The 16,654-nt window shown below is 66.7% G+C and carries 13 protein-coding genes; 4 read left to right on the forward strand and 9 right to left on the reverse strand.

Going from position 1 to position 16,654, the window contains the following annotated elements; genetic code table 11:
• The first annotated feature begins 19 nt into the window (after positions 1 to 19).
• From QM741_RS13015 to QM741_RS13025, 3 genes are all read left to right on the forward strand, one after another.
• Positions 20 to 2,236 carry an InlB B-repeat-containing protein gene (locus QM741_RS13015; RefSeq protein ID WP_415208105.1) on the forward strand — a complete coding sequence of 739 codons (2,217 nt, stop codon included), beginning with the start codon at positions 20 to 22 and terminating at the stop codon, positions 2,234 to 2,236.
• A gap of 70 nt (positions 2,237 to 2,306) precedes the next feature.
• A complete protein-coding gene (locus QM741_RS13020; RefSeq protein ID WP_415208106.1) occupies positions 2,307 to 2,498 on the forward strand; it encodes a hypothetical protein in 192 nt (63 codons plus the stop codon).
• 156 nt (positions 2,499 to 2,654) lie between these two features.
• On the forward strand, positions 2,655 to 4,238 hold the full coding sequence (locus QM741_RS13025) for a di-heme oxidoredictase family protein (RefSeq protein ID WP_415208107.1): 1,584 nt from the start codon (positions 2,655 to 2,657) through the stop codon (positions 4,236 to 4,238).
• Between the two features lie 93 nt (positions 4,239 to 4,331).
• Here QM741_RS13025 and QM741_RS13030 read toward each other — a convergent pair whose 3' ends face one another.
• The 9 genes from QM741_RS13030 to QM741_RS13070 form a co-directional block, all read right to left on the reverse strand.
• Positions 4,332 to 5,624, reverse strand: a complete 1,293-nt coding sequence (locus tag QM741_RS13030) for an adenylosuccinate synthase (RefSeq protein WP_415208108.1) — start codon at positions 5,622 to 5,624, stop codon at positions 4,332 to 4,334.
• 84 nt (positions 5,625 to 5,708) lie between these two features.
• Positions 5,709 to 6,599, reverse strand: coding sequence for a protease modulator HflC (gene hflC / locus QM741_RS13035; RefSeq protein WP_415208109.1), 891 nt, complete (start codon positions 6,597 to 6,599; stop codon positions 5,709 to 5,711).
• On the reverse strand, positions 6,596 to 7,642 hold the full coding sequence (gene hflK / locus QM741_RS13040; RefSeq protein WP_415208110.1) for an FtsH protease activity modulator HflK: 1,047 nt from the start codon (positions 7,640 to 7,642) through the stop codon (positions 6,596 to 6,598). The genes hflC and hflK overlap by 4 nt, the downstream gene beginning before the upstream one ends.
• A 79-nt stretch (positions 7,643 to 7,721) precedes the next feature.
• Entirely contained in the window at positions 7,722 to 9,179 is a 1,458-nt protein-coding gene (gene hflX / locus QM741_RS13045) for a ribosome rescue GTPase HflX (RefSeq protein WP_415209126.1), read from the reverse strand.
• 5 nt (positions 9,180 to 9,184) lie between these two features.
• Entirely contained in the window at positions 9,185 to 9,445 is a 261-nt protein-coding gene (gene hfq, locus QM741_RS13050) for an RNA chaperone Hfq (RefSeq protein WP_415208111.1), read from the reverse strand.
• Positions 9,446 to 9,547: 102 nt separating this feature from the next.
• Positions 9,548 to 10,534: a tRNA (adenosine(37)-N6)-dimethylallyltransferase MiaA gene (gene miaA / locus QM741_RS13055; protein WP_415208112.1), complete on the reverse strand. Its 987-nt coding sequence runs from the start codon at positions 10,532 to 10,534 to the stop codon at positions 9,548 to 9,550.
• 118 nt (positions 10,535 to 10,652) lie between these two features.
• Positions 10,653 to 13,655: a TonB-dependent receptor domain-containing protein gene (locus QM741_RS13060; protein ID WP_415208113.1), complete on the reverse strand. Its 3,003-nt coding sequence runs from the start codon at positions 13,653 to 13,655 to the stop codon at positions 10,653 to 10,655.
• A gap of 155 nt (positions 13,656 to 13,810) precedes the next feature.
• Positions 13,811 to 14,830 (reverse strand): FecR family protein, encoded by a 1,020-nt coding sequence (locus QM741_RS13065; protein ID WP_415208114.1) that lies wholly within the window; start codon positions 14,828 to 14,830, stop codon positions 13,811 to 13,813.
• Position 14,831: 1 nt separating this feature from the next.
• Positions 14,832 to 15,398 (reverse strand): RNA polymerase sigma factor, encoded by a 567-nt coding sequence (locus QM741_RS13070; RefSeq protein WP_415208115.1) that lies wholly within the window; start codon positions 15,396 to 15,398, stop codon positions 14,832 to 14,834.
• Between the two features lie 129 nt (positions 15,399 to 15,527).
• Between QM741_RS13070 and QM741_RS13075 the strand changes: the two genes are divergently transcribed.
• Positions 15,528 to 16,646, forward strand: a complete 1,119-nt coding sequence (locus QM741_RS13075) for a cyanophycinase (RefSeq protein ID WP_415208116.1) — start codon at positions 15,528 to 15,530, stop codon at positions 16,644 to 16,646.
• The last annotated feature ends 8 nt before the right edge of the window (positions 16,647 to 16,654 follow it).

Consider the following 16,654-nt stretch of genomic DNA (forward strand, 5'->3'; position numbering starts at 1 on the left):
CGCGAATTACCCCACCGGCTTGGCCATCGACTCGGCCGGGAATCTGTACCTTGCCGACCGCTACGCGTCGGTGATCCGCAAGGTCGACAAAAACGGCGTCGCCTCGGTGGTCGCGGGCAACGGAACGGCGGGGTATGCCGGCGACGGCGGCGCGGCGACGAGTGCGCAACTGGATTTCCCGGCCGGCGTGGCGGTCGACGACGCAGGCAATCTCTATATCGCCGACACCAACAACAACGTGATCCGCAAGGTCGACGCGAACGGCATCATCACGACCTCGGTAGGCACCGGCGTGCTGGGCTTCTACGGCGACGGCGGCCCGGCGACCGATGCCCGGCTCAACGCACCTCAGGGCGTGGCGATCAGCGCCAACGGCGATCTGTACATCGCCGACACCGGCAACAGCACGATTCGCAAGGTCGAGACGATCACCCCGACGATCCGCATCATCAGCCTGGTGGCCGGCCGAGGCGGCGTCCAGGGCTACTACGGCGACTACACCAAGGCTACGGTTTTTTCCGTACTCGACCGGCCCGCCGGCGTCAGCGTAGGCACCGGCAACGATATCTTCATCGCCGACACCGGCAACCACGTCATTCGCCATGTCGACACCGCCGGCATCATCACGACGTATGCCGGCAATCACACGGCCGGGGCCGGCTACTCCGGCGACGGCGGTCCCGCCGTCGCGGCGAAGCTGTCCTACCCGCTCGGCACGGCGGTCGACGCCGACGGCAGCCTGTACATCGCCGACAGCGACCTTACCGACAACCCGATCCACAGCCGCGTGCGCAAGGTTTCCGCTGCAGCATTCAAGGTCGGCGGCACGGTGTCCGGGCTGGCCGGAAGCGGGCTGGTGCTGAGTCTCAACCACGGCGCCCAGTTTCTGGCCATTGCCGGCAACGGCGCTTTCGCGTTCCGCAATGCGCTGGTCGACGGATCGACCTACGAGGTGTCGGTGCAAACCCCGCCCGCCGCGCCTGCGCAGACCTGCAGCGTGACGAACGCCAGCGGCACGCTGGCAGGCGCCGACATCACCGACGTGGCCGTGAACTGCGCCATCGCGACGCATACCGTCACGCCGATCCTCAATGGCAGCGGCGCCAGCATCGATCCGTCCACGCCGCAAACCGTGGACGACGGCGCCACGACGAGCTTCGTCATCACTGCCGACACGGGCCGGAACATCTCGTCGCTGACGATCGTCACCGGCTGCGGCGGCCATCTGATAGGCAACACGTTCACCACCGACCCGATCACCGCCGATTGCACGGTGACGGCGAACCTGACCACCACCACCGGACCCGTCGACGGCGTCTGCGGCAGCGACGACGGCAAGACGCTGAGCGCGCCGCCCGTGAACCTGTGCAACAGCGGCCTGCCGAGCGCGGTCAACGGCAACGGTCCGTGGACGTGGAGTTGCGCGGGCAGCAACGGCGGCGCGATGGCCCAATGCTCGGCCGATATCGCGCAATCGGCAAGCTATACGATCAGCGTTGCCGCCAATCCGGCCGGTGCCGGCACGGTGACCTGTACGCCCAATCCGGTCGCGGCCGGCGGCAGCAGCACGTGCACGGCGGCGGCCAATGCGGGCTATACGTTCGCTGCCTTCAGCGGCGATTGCAGCGGCGCAAGCTGCACATTGAGCAACGTCACCGCGAACCAGTCCGTCGTCGCCAACTTCAGCGCGACCGGGCAACGGCCCGGCACGATCAGCGTGCGCGGCATCGCCAACGGCGACACCACGCCGAGCGCGGCCGACGGCACCGATTTCGGTTCCACCGCGGTCGGTGCGCCGGTCGCGCACGCCTTCACCATCGACAACGCCGGTGCGCGCGCGGCGAGCCTGCCGCGCACCACGCAGCCGTCGGCAGCCGCGCCGCAGGCGGACGGCGACCTGATCGTCGTTTCGATCACGAGCAACAACCCCGCATTCACGGTCAGCGGCGGCACGGGCACGATCGCCGCGAACGCCAGCGCGTCGTTCGACGTGCGTTTCAGCGCGGGCGCCGCCGGCACGCAAACCGCCACGATCACGATTGCGAGCAACGACGGACAGGCGCCGATCTACACCTTCGCCGTCTCCGCGGCCGCCGTCGCGACGGCGGCCGGCGGAGTCCAGACCGCACCGGCTCTGTCGAACCGGATGCTCGGCGTGCTCGGCGCATTGCTCTGCATCCTCGGCCTGGCCTGCGCGCCGGGATGCAAGCGCGCCGGACGGATGTCAGGGCGCTGACGATTTCGACGTTACCGCGTGTACCGGAACACGACGTTTCCCCTGCGACCGAAGCGAGAGGAGTTTGACGATGGATACCCGAACGAAAGCGGACGACGCAATCGCATCGCCGACGACGGCCGTTCGTCGTCCGGGCGACGCACGGCCGCCCGCGCCGACGCAACCCGACGCGCACTCCGCGGACGCGCCGCGCACGCCGGCCGCCGTTTCCGCGCTCGAGGCGCTCGCCTTGTGCATGCAGACGGGGAGCTGCGGAGCGTGAGCGAGACGATGCCCTCGCCGCGCAGAAGATTTACCACATCGACAAAGGCAAACGGCCATGAATACCTGGTTTCGGGGAGGGATCATGCAGACTGGGCAGGAATTCGTCCAACGGACGCGAGCGAATGCGCGCACACCGCATTCGCGGCATCGCGCAATGCGCAGGTTGCTTGAGGCGACGTTGATGCTCGCCGCGGCCGCCACCGCGCAGGCGCAACTCATCGATGCGACGCAGACCCAGCCGAACGTACCCGGCGGCGCGATCGGCAAATCGCTGCCGCAGCAGGTCGGCGCGGGCCGCGGCGACGAATCCACGCCGGGCAGTTCGCTGTACCTGATCGCCCGCGACCCGGCGCGCGCGATTCGGCGCGGACGCCAGTTGTTCCAGCGCAAGTTCACGATGGAACAGGGCCAGGGGCCGCGCGTGGATTTCCTCTCGCACGGCGACATCATGGCGCAGCCCGCGCTCGGCGCCGGCCTGACCGACAGCTGCGCGGCCTGCCACGGCCGTCCGCGCGGCTCGGCCGGATTCGGCGGCGACGTGGCGACGCGGCCGGACAGCCGCAACGCGCCGCATCTGTTCGGCATCGGCCTGCGTGAGATGATCGCCGACGAAATGACGAACGAGCTGCGCACGATCCGCGACGTGTGCGGACTCGTCACCGACATCACCGGCTTGTCGATCACGCTGCCGCTGACCAGCAAGGGCGTGTCGTTCGGCTGGATCAAATCGCTGCCGGACGGCGGCTGGGATACCTCGCAGGTGCAGGGCGTCAATGCCGACCTGCGCGTGCGCCCGTTCTTCCACGAAGGCCGCGAATTCTCGCTGCGCGCGTTCGCCGTCGGCGCATTCAACGACGAGATGGGCATGCAGGCCGCCGATCCGCTGCTGTGTGCGGCCAACGATCCGGCGAATCCGGTCGCGACGACCACGCCGGCCGGCCTCGTGCTCGATCCGAAACTCGATACGATCAAACCCCCGCCGACGTGTTCGGTGGCCGACGACACCGACCAAGACGGCGTCGCCAACGAGATCGATCCCGCGTTGATCGACTACATGGAATTCTATCTTCTGAACTACTTCCGCCCCGCAGTCGGCAAGCAGACCGAACGCGCAGCGCAGGGACGCGCATTTCTCGACAGCATCGGCTGCACGGGCTGCCATGTCGCCCGCTTCACGATCGAACACGACCGCCGCGTCGCCGACCTCGATACGAAATACGACCCGACGCGCGGCATCCTCAACCATCTCTATTCGAGCGCGACCACGCTGTTCCAGGTCGTCGCCGACGGCGAGGCGTATCCGAAACTCGTGCCCAAGCGCGAACCGTTCGTCGTCGACAACCTGTTCACCGACTTCAAGCGCCACGACCTCGGCCCGGCGTTCCACGAGCGCAACTACGACGGCAGCCTGCACACCCAGTTCATGACTTCGCCGCTGTGGGGCGTCGGCACCAAGTCGCCTTACGGCCACGACGGCCGCAGCATGAATCTCGAGGAAGTGATCCTGCGCCACGGCGGCGAGGCGCAATCCGCGCGCGACGCGTTCGCCGCGCTCGACGACGATGCGCAGCACATGCTGATCGAGTTTCTGCAGACCCTCGTGCTGTTCCCGCCCGACGACACCGCGTCGAGTCTCAACCCGGGTGTGCCGGGCAGCATCGCACCGCAGGACCCCGCGCAGCACGGCAGCATCGCGCTGTCGGCGCTGTTCCAGATTCCCGAAGAAGGCCCCGAGTAGCGACACCGAGCGCAGCATGCCACAACGCATTCGCGTGTGCGGCAATGCGGCGCCGGTTTTCTCGATCCTGGCCGACGTTTCGCTGCGCGAATCTCAGGCGAACGGATCGCGCAGCACGATCGTGTCTTCGCGGTCGGCGCCCGTGGCGACCAGGGCGAGATGGCAGCCCGACAATTCCTCGACCGCGCGCAGGTAGGCGCGCGCCGCGGCGGGCAATTTGTTCCAGTCGCGCACGCCGCCGGTCGGTTCGTCCCAGCCGGGGAATTCGAGGTAGACCGGCTTGCACTCGTCCCAGCCGTCCGCGTCGAGCGGGGCGAGTTCGCGGCGCTTGCCGCGGTATTCGTAGGCGATGCAGACCTTGACGCTGGGCAGACCGTCGAGCACGTCGAGCTTGGTGATCGCAAGGCCGTTGATCGCGTTGATCTGCGTCGCGCGCTTGAGCGCGACGAGATCGATCCAGCCGCAGCGGCGCGGGCGCCCGGTGCTCGCGCCGAACTCGTTGCCGACGCGGCGCAGGCGCTCGCCCATCTCGTCGTTCAATTCGGTCGGGAACGGGCCGCCGCCGACGCGCGTCGCGTAGGCCTTGCAGATGCCGAGCACGTAGTCGATGTCGCAGGCGCCGACGCCGGTGCCGGCGAGTGCGCCGCCGACCGTCGTGTTCGACGAAGTGACGTAGGGATAGGTGCCGTGGTCGATGTCGAGCAACGCGCCCTGCGCGCCTTCGTAGAGGATGTTCTCGCCGCGCCGGCGCGCGTCGTAGAGCAGCGTGGCGACGTCGTCGATCATCGGCTTCAGGTATTCGCCGAACGCGAGCGCGTCGTCGAGCACTTTCTGGTAGTCGACCGCCTCGGCCTTGAGCCACTGCGTGAGAATGAAGTTGTGGTAGTCGACCGCGGCGCGCAATTTTTCCGGCAGCTCCGCCGGATACATCAGGTCGGCGACGCGCACGCTGCGGCGCGCGACCTTGTCCTCGTAGGCCGGGCCGATGCCGCGTCCGGTCGTGCCGATCGCCGACTTGCCCGCGGCCTTCTCGCGCGCCTGGTCGACGGCGATGTGGTACGGCATGATCAGCGGCGTCGCCGGGCTGATCTTCAGGCGCGAGCGCACTTCGACGCCGCTCGCTTCGAGCTCGTCGATCTCGGTTTTCAACGCCGCAGGCGAAAGCACGACGCCGTTGCCGATCAGGCACAGCGTACCCTCGCGCAAAATGCCCGACGGAATCAGGTGCAGCACCGTCTTCTTGCCCTTGATGACGAGCGTATGGCCGGCGTTGTGGCCACCCTGGAAGCGCGCGACCGCGCCGACGCGCTCGGTCAGCAGGTCGACGATCTTGCCTTTGCCCTCGTCGCCCCATTGCGCGCCGAGGATGACTACCGACTTACCCATTTTCTTTTCCCGCCATGGTTCTTGCTCGTCCCGATGCGCTCGAAAAGCCGAGATCAATGGAATGCCGGCTGACGCCGGCCTGTGCTATTTGCCGCCTTCGCCTTTCGATTCGCCGAAGTACTTCATGAATTCGGACTTCGGATCGAGCACGATCACGTCGCCGCTGCCGAATGCGTTGCGATAGGCATCCAGCGAACGATACAGCGCGTAGAAGTCGGGATTCTTTCCGTAGGCGGCCGCGTAGGCTGCGGAGGCCCTGGCGTCGCCTTCGCCGCGTTTGGTCTGCGCGTCGCGTTCGGCTTCGGCCTTGATGACTTGCACCTGGCGGTCGGCGTCGGCCTTGATCTTCGCCGCCTGTTCGTCGCCGGTGAAGCGCAGGTCGTTGGCGAGGCGCTTGCGCTCGGAACTCATGCGCTTGTAGACCGATTCGAGCACCTCGTCGGGGAATTCGATGCGCTTGATGCGCACGTCGACGACGTGGATGCCGAGGCCGGCCGCCGCGCGGTTCGCCTGGTCGCGCACGCGCTCGGTGATGTCCGAACGCGCGCTCGCGATCAGGTCCGACAGCGTGTGCGAATTGAACTCGAAGCGCAGCGGATCCTTGATGATCGGCGTGAGGCGGCTGTTGGCCTGGTTCTGCAACGAGTCGGCGCCGAACGAGCGGTAGTACAGCGCCGGGTTCTCGATCCGCCACTTGACGTAGAAATCGACGTTGACCGGATTCTTGCCCGAGTCGAAGTAGCGCTCGGGCTTGGCCTCGAGGTTGAGCATGCGCCGGTCGAAGCGCACGACGTTCTGAATCAGCGGCAGCTTGAAGTGCAGGCCCGGGCCGTAGTCCGGGCTGGCCGCGCCGCCGTCGCCCTGGATGCGGCCGAACTGGGTGACGAGCGCGCTTTCGCCTTCCTTGACGACGAAGGCGGAATTGACCGCGAGCACGACGATGAGCAGCGCAAGGGCGGGCACGAACAGTTTCATTGCGCACCTCCCGCGGCGACGGCGGCGGCCGCGTCGGTCTTCGTCTTGTCGAGCGGCAGGTAAAGTATATTTTTACCGTCGCCCGAATCGATCACCTTCTGGCTGCGCCCGAGCACCTCCTCCATCGTTTCGAGGTACAGGCGCTTGCGCGTCACCTCGGGCGCGGCGCGATATTGTTCCTCGACGAGGCTGAAACGCTGCGCGTCGCCGCTGGCCTTGGCGATCTGCGCAGCCTTGTAGCCTTCGGCGTCGGCGAGGATGCGCGCCGCGTCGCCGCGCGCGAGCGGCACCACCTTGGCCGCGTAGGCCTGGGCGTCGTTGATCGCCTGCTTCTGGTTGTTGCTGGCGTTGTTCACGTCTTCGAACGCCTCCTTCACCTCGTGCGGCGGCGCGAAATTCTGGAAATTGATCTCGTTGACGTTGAGTCCGACGGCATAGCCGTCGAGCGTGGCCTGCAGCACCTTCTTGGTCTCGCCGACGATGTCGGAACCGTGGCTGGACAGGATCGTGTCCATGTCGCTGGAGCCGATCACCTGGCGCACCGCGCTCTCCGCGGCCTGCCGGAGCGTTTCCTCGGGAGCGGTCGCGGCGAACAGGTATTTCTGCGCGTCGACGACCTGGTACTGCACGGTGAAGTTGATCTCGACGATGTTCTCGTCCTTGGTGAGCATGCGCACCGTATCGGCGGTCTGCCGGCTCGTGGTCTCGACCTTGACCACCCGTTCGATCGGCGTCGGCCATTTGAGGTTGAGGCCGTTGTGGATGATGCGCTCGAACTTGCCGAAGCGCAGCACGACGCCGACGTTCTGCGCGTCGATCGAAATCCACGCGGTGGACACCGCCCAGACAAGGATCAGCGCGATAAGGCCGAGCAGGATGCCGCCGATCGGCGGCGAATAGGAGCCGCCGCTGCCGCCCTTGCCGCCGCCGAGGATGCCGCCGACGCTCTCGCGCAGCTTGCGCAGGAACGCTTCCAGGTCGACCGGGTCCTTCCTGTTTTTCCAAGGGTCGCGGTTGCCGCCGCCGGGTTCGTTCCAGGCCATCGAAAGTCTCCAGTGGGCAACCGGAATTCAGCTTGCGGTTGCCGCGGAATTGTACGGAAAGAAGAGGCGAGGGGCGAGCTTACGATGCCGTCATCCCCGCTTTCGCGGCGATGGGGATGTCCGGAATGGCGGCGCTTCGAGGTTCATGCGCTTCCTCTCGCCTCCCGTTGCTCGTCTCCAGATTCCTGCGCAACCACTCGCCTTCACCGCCCGGCAGGCCGAACAGCGGCTCGATCAGCGCACGCGGCGCGTCGATCTGGACCTCCCAGCCGCGCTCGGCCGGGCGTTCGGCGCGGACGAAGCCGCCCGCGATCAGGCGCGCGCGCAGGCGTCCGGCGTGATCGGGCAGCGCGAGCCAGCCGTGCACGCGGTCGCGCTGCAACGCCGCCGTCAGCGCCTCGCGCAGCAAGTCGATGCCGGCGCCGGCGACGGCGGAAACCCAGACGCGCGCGGTGTGCCCGCCATCGAGACGATCGAGACGGGGAGCAATCTGCTTTTGTTGAGAAGTGCGGCCAGGGATGGCCGCTTTTTGATCCTCGCCGTCATGGACGTCGGCTAGTAAATCAATCTTGTTGTAGATGAAGATTTGCGGCACGTCGCGCGCGCCGATCTCCTCGAGCACGCGCTGCACTTCCTCGATGCGTCGGTCGCGCTCGGGATCGGCGGCGTCGACCACGTGCAGCAGCACGTCGGCCTCGCGCGTTTCCGAGAGCGTCGACTTGAACGCGGCGACGAGGTCGTGCGGCAGATCGCGGATGAAGCCGACGGTGTCCGCGAGCAACACCGGCCCGCAGGCGAGGCCGTCCATGTGGCGCAGGGTCGGATCGAGCGTGGCGAACAACTGGTCGGCCGCGTAGACGCCGGCGCCCGTGACCGCGTTGAACAGCGTCGACTTGCCCGCGTTGGTATAGCCGACCAGCGCCGCCGTCGGCACCGCGTTGCGCTGGCGCGCGCGCTTGGCGGTATGGCGTTGCGTTTCGACTTTTTCCAGACGCTGCTCGAGCTGCTTCATGCGTGCGGCGAGCAGGCGGCGATCGAGTTCGAGCTGGGTTTCGCCGGGGCCGCGCAGGCCGATTGCGCCGCCGCGCTGGCGCTCGAGGTGGGTCCAGCCGCGCACGAGGCGCGTGGACATGTGCTTCAACTGCGCGAGTTCCACCTGAAGCTTGCCCTCGTGCGAACGCGCGCGTTGGGCGAAGATGTCGAGGATCAGGCCGGTGCGGTCGACGACGCGGCACTCGGCATGTCTTTCCAGGTTGCGCTCCTGCACGGGCGAGAGCGCGTGGTCGACGAGGATCAGGTCGGCGTCGAGCGCTGCGCGCTGCGCCTTCAATTCGTCGGCCTTGCCGGTGCCGACGAAGAATTTCGGGTTCGGCTTGTCGACGCGCGCGGCGAGCGAGCCGACCACGGTGGCGCCGGCCGAGCGCGCGAGTTCGCCGAACTCGTCGGCGTCCCCGGCGTCGCGGACGGCAGCGGGCTCGCCCGTCCGGCGCGGCTGCAGCAGCAGCGCGCGTTCACCCTTGCGCGAACGTTCGAACAGGACGTTCAGCCTTCCGCGGTTTCCGCGCCGCCCGCGGCGTGCACGTGGTCGTTGCCGATGCGCACGTTGCGGCTCGGCACGATCGTCGAAATGGCGTGCTTGTAGACCATCTGGCTGACGGTGTTGCGCAGAAGCACGACGAACTGGTCGAACGACTCGACCGTCCCCTGCAGCTTGATGCCATTGACCAAATAGATCGACACCGGAACGCGCTCGCGGCGCAAAGCATTCAAAAACGGGTCCTGCAACGACTGACCTTTGGACATTCTTGTTCTCCTAACTTTCTTGACAGCTTGTACGAACCGACAAAAAAGGGTGGCCCAAAGAAAATATGGGCACGTTGCCTCGGCTCAAGATTGGAGGAAATCCTATAGCGGTTTCAAAGAATTAACAAGAGGTGAATGCGGTTCGTGCGAGGCCAGAAAACCGGCGACCAGCCGCTGCGCACGCATGCCGGACCCTGGCCGGAACGGATCGACCGCCGGGGCGTCGCGTTCGGCGCGAAACCAAGTGATCTGGCGCTTGGCGAGCTGGCGTGTCGCGTAGATCGCGCGCTTGCGGCACTCGGCCAGACCGAATTCGCCGTCGAGATGCTGCCACGTCTGGCGGTAGCCGACCGCGCGCATCGAGGCGAGATCGGCATGCAGGTCGCCGCGTGCGCGCAGGCCGCGTACCTCATCGAGGAATCCCTGCGCGAACATCGCGTCGAGGCGTTCGGCGATGCGCGCGTGCAGGGCGGCGCGATCCTCCGGCATCAGCGCGAGTTTGAGCACCCGATACGGAAAGCGCCGCCGCGCACCGACCTGCTGGGCGGACAGCGGTCTGCCGGTCAGTTCGATCACTTCGAGCGCGCGCTGGATGCGCTGCGCGTCGCCGGGCCGGATGCGCGCTGCGGCAAGGGGGTCGAGCGTGGCAAGGCGTGCGTGCAAGGCCGGCCAACCGCGCGTGCGGGCCTCGCCGGCCAGCCGCTCGCGCAGCGGGGCATCCGCTTCGGGCAGGTCGGACAGGCCGTACTGCAATGCGCGGAAATACAGGCCCGTGCCACCCGCCAGCAGCGGCGTTTTCCCGGTCGCCGCGATGGCATCCATTTCGCGCAAGGCATCCTCGCGGAACTCGGCTGCCGAGTACGCCTCGCGCGGATCGCGGATATCGATCAGCCGGTGCGGATGGCGCGCGAGCGTCGCCGCGTCGGGCTTCGCCGTGCCGATGTCCATGCCGCGATAGACCAGCGCCGAATCGACGCTGACCAGTGCGATGTCGAATCGCTCCGCCAGTTGCAGCGCCAGCGCCGTCTTGCCCGATGCGGTTGGACCCATCAGGAAGATCGCGGGCGGGCGCAGGTCGACGGCGGGCATGGCGGCATTGTCGCCGAAAATCCCGAAATGCTCCGCCTGCTTTCGTGGGTGCGGGCTTTCGAGCCTGCAACATCGGATATCGCAGTCCCGGCCGGCCCGGGGCTGCGATGGATGCGGATCAGCCGCCGCTGCCGCCGAACTTCACGCTGAGGTCGACGAACAGCGCGCGGCCGAGCGGGCTGAACCAGCGGCGGGCGTAGTACGGGTACGAGGTCCAGGTGTTGTCACGGCCCGGCTTCGAGTCGAACAGGTTGTCGATCGTGACGCCGATATTGACGTTCTTGGCCCAGAGGTAGCCGAACGAGGCGTTGTAGAGCATGGTCGGGCCCATGCGCTGGTCGCCGTCGTAGTTGGGGATGCCGCCGAGGCGCGCGCCGTACAAGGTCGTGGTGAAATCGCCGTAGTTCCACGTGACCGAGTAGTTGGCCTTGCTGCGCGGGATCACGTAGTCGTAGTAGTCGCTCAGCTCGTTGACGAACGGGTCGCCCGGGTAGTTCTGGATGCGGTTGGTGACGACGTAGGTGCCGCCGAGCTTGAAGTCGAAGCTGCCGAAACGGTCGGTTTCCCACAGGTAGCGGATATTGAAATCGACGCCCGAGGTGCGGTGCGTGGCAGCGTTGATCGGCAGCACGAGCACCGAGGTGATGTCGCCCGCGGAATTGCGGAAGACCTGGTTGATCGCCGCCTGGCACAGGCCGGAATTGATGTCGAGCTGGCCCAGGCGACATTGCGCTTCCCAGCGCAGGATCTGGTCGCTGTCCTGGTAGGTGACTTCGTTCGACAGCTTGATGATGTAATAGTCCGCGTTGATGTCGAGGCCGCGCAGCGGAGAGAAGACGAAACCGTAGCTGAGCGATTTGCTGGTCTCGTTCTTCAGGTGGATGCTGCCGTTGCTGCGGCCGTCGAAGCTGACGTCGCCCCAGTCGCAGTCGTCGAGGTCCAGGTCGGACTCCTCTTTCGCGCAGCGATAGTAGTCGGTGCCGCCCGAACTCGATCCGCTCGGGCCCGCGTACAGGTAGGCGAGGTCGGGTGCGCGGAAACCGGTCGAGTACGAACCGCGCAGCAGCAGCGAATCGATCGGGCGATATTCGACGCCGAGCGCGTAGGTGAACTTGCTGGCCGTGTTGGAACTGTATTCGTAGCGGTCGTAACGGCCTGCGGCGGTCAGGGTCAATTGCGAGAACACCGGCACGCTGAACTCGAAGCCCGCGCCGGAATGGCTGCGCGAGCCGACGGCGACCGTGTTGTGCAGCCCGAAGTAGCTGCCGTCGAGCGAGAGCGGATCGGGCTTGAGGCCGAAATACTGGTTGCCGTATTCGGCGACCGCGGCGAAACCGACCGGCCCCGCCGGCAACGAGAACAGCTCGGTGTTGTTGACCGAGATCGAATAGTTTTCCGCGCGGCTCTTGTCGTGGTCGATCGAGTCCTGCGTGATCGAAGCGAACTGCGCGGGCGTCAACGGCGTGTACAGGCGATCGTACGGCGCATAGTACATCTCGTAGCCGGAGTCGGGATCGATGCCGAGGGAGGGGCCGAGGTAGTACGCCTGCGCCTTTGCCGCAACCAGCGCGGGCCATTTCGCTTCGAGATCGTTCTGCGCATGGCTGAACAGCGCTTCGTAATTCCACGAATCGCCGAACGTACCCTTGATGCCGGTGTTGAGCGACAGCGTATTGTCGATGTTGCGGATCATGGCGCGCTTGAGGCCGCCGTTTTCCTCGTAGGTGAAGTACTGGCGCTGCCACTGTTCGACCTCGCCGGTGGCCGTGTTGTAGAACGGCGTCGGCGAGGAATCGCCGTCGACCGGATAGCAGTTCTCCCATTTCAATTGGGTGTTGTAGGTTTCCTGGTGCGAAGTGCTGTACTGCACGTCGGCGAAGAAATCCATGTGCTCGTTGAAGTGATAGGTCGCCGAACCGTAGAAATTCGCGGCGCGGCGGGCATTCTGCATCGTGCCGTAGCCCACGTCCGCAAGGCTGCCGCAGTAGTAGCCGTAGCTACGCCGGTACAGGTACTGCACCGTACCCTGGTTGAGGTACGAGAGCTTGTCGCAGGTCGCCTGGCCCGGATCGATGTAGTCCTCGTCCTCGTCCATGATCACGAACGTCGGCGCGGCGACCCGCGTCGGACTGGTGGCGTACCGCGGATCGTAGGTGCGCGAGGACAGATAGCTGCGCTGGTACGCCCAGAGCGGATCCTGATTGTAGATTTCGACGCCGAACATCGAGTCGAACTTGTCGTTCGACCAGCCGCTGGTCAGGGTGAAGCGCTGCGAGGCCGCGCCGCCGTGCTGGGTGTCGCCCATGCGGTAGTCGAGGGTGGTGCCGTCCGCCTTCTTCTTCATGATGAAGTTGATCACGCCCGAGATCGCGTCCGATCCGTACACCGCCGAGGCGCTGCCGGTGAGCACTTCGACGCGGTCGATCATCGACGCGGGGATGTTGGTGATGTCGGTGAAGTTGCTGCTGCCGCCGTAGGATTGGGGATAGTCGGCGATGCGGCGGCCGTTGATCAGGATCAGCGTGTGGTTGGGGCCGAGGCCGCGCAGGTCGACGGCCTGGGCGCCGTTGGAGAAGCCGTCGGTGATCTGATTGTTGTCGAGATCGCCCAGGTTCTGGCTGAGCGAGGTCATGATGTCGGCGACCGTGGTGAAACCGCGCTGGGCGATGTCGCGCGCGCTGACGACGGTGATCGGCGCCGGTCCTTCGATCTGCGCACGCGGAATGCGCGAACCCGTGACGGTGACCTTTTCGAGTTCCTTCGGCGGCTCTTGCGCCGTCGGCGCGGGGTCGTTGCGGGTCGGCGGCTCGGCCGCCCTGGCCGCAGCCGGCTTCGCCGCACCGGGCTTGACGACGACCGTGCCCGCGTCGGTGAACTCCGGCGTGAACGCAGTGCCCTCAAGCAGCTTGTTCAACGCCGCAGCGGGCGCGAGCTTGCCGTTGACGCCGGGTGACTTCGCACTCTCGAGGTTCGCGCCCGAAGTGAGCACCTGGACATTGGCCTGCCTGGAGAACTCGATCAGCGCACTGGCCAACGACTGCGGCGGAATCGAGAAATCGACGCGCCCGGACGGCCCTTGTGCCTGCGCTCCCGCAGCGACGGACAGGAGCAGTGCGGCCAACAGAAGAAAACAACTCCTTTGCAGCGAAACCACGCAACGGTACATGAACATCCCCATGGTCTGCGGCGGAAATGCCGCGCACAGGCCATGACGGTTCAATGACGGAATTTTGAAATGCGACTTTAAAATGTGCGCCGGCGGATCGGCGGGGGGAATCAGCGCGGCTTGCGCTCCGCCGCGGCGATCGTCACCCGCTCTGTGCCCACATCGACACGCAGCGGCAGGATCTTCGGCAGCGCCTTGAGCCAGCCGTCGAGCGCGCCGGGATCGACTGTGCCCGTGAACGCGAGCCCGCTGAGCTTCGCATCGGCAAGCACGAGCGCGTGCGTCGAATAGCGGTTGATGTTGGCGACGACGGAATCGAGCGGCTCGTTGACGAATTCGAGGCGATGCTCGCGCCAGCTCGTGGCGCGGGCGGGGGAGATCGCGCCGACGGTGAGGCCCGAGGCACGAGGGTCGAACGAGATCTGCTGGCCGGCGATCGCTTCGAGCGCGTCCGCGGCCGAAAGCCGGCCGTTGGCGAGTCCCTCGCTGCTCGCGATGCGCACGCGGCCCTCGGAGACGGCGATGGTGACGCGCGCGCCCGTGCGGCGCACGTTGAACGCAGTGCCGACCGCACGGATCGAGACTTCGCCGGCGTTGACGACGAACGGCCGCGTGGTGTCGTGCGCGACCTGGAAATAGGCCTCGCCCGCGCTCAGGTCGATGTCGCGCCGGTCCGCGGCGAAATGGGTCGTCAGCCGCGTCGCGCCGCCGAGCGCGACGCGCGATCCGTCGGACAAGGCAATGTCGCGGTCGACCGCGACCGCGGTTGCGTAGCTCTCGGTCTCGATCGGCAGCGTGCGAGGATGCCGCCAGAAGAACATTCCGCCGGCCGCTGCGGCAAGCACGAGCGAAGCCGCCGCGGCGAATCGCAGCCAGCGCGGCGCGCGTGCGGCGGCGGGCACGAATTCGCGCACGAACTCGCGCTTCGCCGCCGCGTCGAGCGCGCCGAGTTGCGCGCCGAGTTCGGCGACGCGCGCGAACGCATCGATGCGGCGCGCGTCGCCGCCGCTCCACTCGAGCCATTGTTCCTCGCCGCGTGCGGGCCTGCGCGGGTCGCGCAATCGCACCCACCAGTCGGCGGCGGCCTGCAGCGTGGCATCGGGAGTCGGCGCGGATCGGTTCTTGTCCATGTCAGATTTCGTCTCCGGCGTCCAGGCGCGCGCGACAATGCGCCATCGCGCGCGCCACGTGATAGCGCACCATGCGTTCGGTGAGTTTCATCGTGCGCGAGATCGCCTCGAAGCCGCGCCCTTCGATCGCGTGCATGACGAAGGCCGCGCGGGTCTTGCGCGGCAGTTCGCGCAGCGCCTCGCGCACGAGGCGCAACTGGTCCACGGCCAGCGCGCGGCGTTCGGGCGCAGGCGTGTCGAGCCATTCGGTGAACAATTCCTCTTCCGCGGCGTCGGCGCGCACGTTGCGCTGGCGCAGGCGATCGACGGCGAGGTTGGAAGCGATGCGGAACAGGTACGCGCGCAGGAAGCCGACCTGTTCCGGATGTTCGAGGCGCAACAGGCGCACGTAGGCTTCCTGCGCCACCTCCTGCGCCTCGGCGAGCGAATCGAGCCGGCCCGAAAGAAACGCGATCAGCGCGCGGTTGTGGTCGCGAAACAGCCCGGCGACCTGCGCGGCATGCGCCGCGTCGCCGTTGCCTTCGGGCCGCCGCGAACCGGATTCGTGCTGGATATCTGCCTGACTCAAGACCGCCGCCTGTCGCGCATTATGGATGCCCAGACGATTATGCGGCTTCGGATTGAAATTCGGGGGCATTTCAAAATCCGGCACCGGATTCGTCATGGAATCGTCATTGCCAACGAGGACGTCCGTCGCATGCGCATCCGTACCATCGCGGCTCTTTTCTCCCTGATCCTGATCGTCTGCGCTCCGTTCGCGCAGGCCGCCGACGGCGGCGTCGCCAAGGCCGCGGCCGCGAAGAGCTATCGCGACAGGAATTTCGACTACTTCGTCAGCGGCGATCCCGCGAAGCCCCGGGCCGCGCATACCGAATTCGGTCTTGCGCTGATGGGCGGAGGTGGCAACGTCGATGCGGCATTCCGTTTCATTGCCGACCATGCGGGTCACGGTCGCATCGTCGTCCTGCGCGCGGCCGACGCCGATGCGCCGTTCGACGCGGAGCTCGGCAATTACTACGGCGATCTGTTCGTGAGCCGCTGGGGGCCGGTGACTTCGGTCGAGACGATTTCGTTCCGCGACCGCGAGGCGGCGAACGATCCGCGCGTGGCGAAGATCATCGAAGGCGCCGACGGCATCTTCCTCGCCGGCGGCGACCAGTCGCGCTACATCCGCGACTGGAAGGGCACGCCGGTGCAGGCGGCGCTCGATGTGCACGTCGCCGCGAACCGTCCGATCGGCGGTTCGAGCGCAGGGCTCGCGATTCTCGGCCACTACAGCTACGGCGCGCTCGACGGCGGCAGCCTGGAATCGAAAGTCGCGCTTGCCGATCCGCTCAACAAGGGCGTGACCCTGGAGAGCGACTTTCTCCACTACCGTTTCCTCGACGACGTCATCACCGACACGCACTTTTCCCAGCGCCATCGGCTCGGCCGCCTGATCACCTTCCTTGCGCGCCTGCGTTCCGTGGCGGCAGACCGCGCCGCGGGCAGCATCTTCGGCATCGGCGTCGACGAAAAGACCGCGCTGCTGATCGGCGTCGACGGCATCGGGCATCTCGCCGCCGGTTCCGCCGGCAGCGCGTGGGTCGTGCAGCCGCAGCAAGCCGCGATCGTCCTCGCCGCGGGCAAGCCGCTGTCGATCGCCGGCATCCGCCTCATCCAACTCGGTGCGGAAGGCAGCATCGATTTGAAAACCCGCAGCGTCCACCAACCCGTTGCCGAAGCGACGATCGCGATCGAGGACGGCAAGCTGGTCGGCGAATCGATCGCCTCGCGCATGCTGACCCGCGACAAACCGCAGCCCGGCGAGGATTGAGCGTTTGG

The organism is Rudaea sp., from assembly GCF_047601565.1.
Classification (GTDB): Bacteria; Pseudomonadota; Gammaproteobacteria; order Xanthomonadales; family Rhodanobacteraceae; genus Rudaea.

What these genes read in the sequence shown, in the direction of transcription:
- QM741_RS13020 (WP_415208106.1), top strand. Translation starts at nt 2,307, where the DNA reads ATGGATACCCGAACGAAAGCGGACGACGCAATCGCATCGCCGACGACG.
- QM741_RS13025 (WP_415208107.1), top strand. Translation starts at nt 2,655, where the DNA reads ATGCGCAGGTTGCTTGAGGCGACGTTGATGCTCGCCGCGGCCGCCACC.
- QM741_RS13030 (WP_415208108.1), bottom strand. Translation starts at nt 5,624, where the DNA reads ATGGGTAAGTCGGTAGTCATCCTCGGCGCGCAATGGGGCGACGAGGGC.
- hflC (WP_415208109.1), bottom strand. Translation starts at nt 6,599, where the DNA reads ATGAAACTGTTCGTGCCCGCCCTTGCGCTGCTCATCGTCGTGCTCGCG.
- hflK (WP_415208110.1), bottom strand. Translation starts at nt 7,642, where the DNA reads ATGGCCTGGAACGAACCCGGCGGCGGCAACCGCGACCCTTGGAAAAAC.
- hfq (WP_415208111.1), bottom strand. Translation starts at nt 9,445, where the DNA reads ATGTCCAAAGGTCAGTCGTTGCAGGACCCGTTTTTGAATGCTTTGCGC.
- miaA (WP_415208112.1), bottom strand. Translation starts at nt 10,534, where the DNA reads ATGCCCGCCGTCGACCTGCGCCCGCCCGCGATCTTCCTGATGGGTCCA.
- QM741_RS13065 (WP_415208114.1), bottom strand. Translation starts at nt 14,830, where the DNA reads ATGGACAAGAACCGATCCGCGCCGACTCCCGATGCCACGCTGCAGGCC.
- QM741_RS13075 (WP_415208116.1), top strand. Translation starts at nt 15,528, where the DNA reads ATGCGCATCCGTACCATCGCGGCTCTTTTCTCCCTGATCCTGATCGTC.